Here is a 254-nt window from a genome sequence, read left to right on the forward strand (position 1 = left end):
TGATGGAGTTTTTGGCGTTGACCAAGACTATACCAACGGACTGTTTCTGGGTTACACATCATCAAGCATTACGCCATACGGTTGGGTAAAACCCTTAAGTCTTTCATACTGGGGCGCAAGCTCTTTAGATAAATGGGAAATCACCCTTGGCCACAAAATGTACACCCCTTCTGATATCGAATTAGAAACGCCATCAGCGAATGACCGCCCATACGCAGGTTACTTGCATTCAGAATTCAACTACATCAGTTTGA

General features: G+C 44.1%; 1 protein-coding gene. It reads left to right on the forward strand.

Annotation, left to right across the window (positions count from 1 at the left end; all coding sequences use genetic code 11):
• Positions 1–254, forward strand: a 254-nt coding sequence (locus A3712_RS15615) for a lipid A-modifier LpxR family protein (protein WP_157618780.1), incomplete at both ends; no start/stop codon positions are given.

The organism is Vibrio sp. HI00D65 (assembly GCF_001635455.1).
Taxonomy (GTDB): Bacteria; Pseudomonadota; Gammaproteobacteria; order Enterobacterales; family Vibrionaceae; genus Vibrio.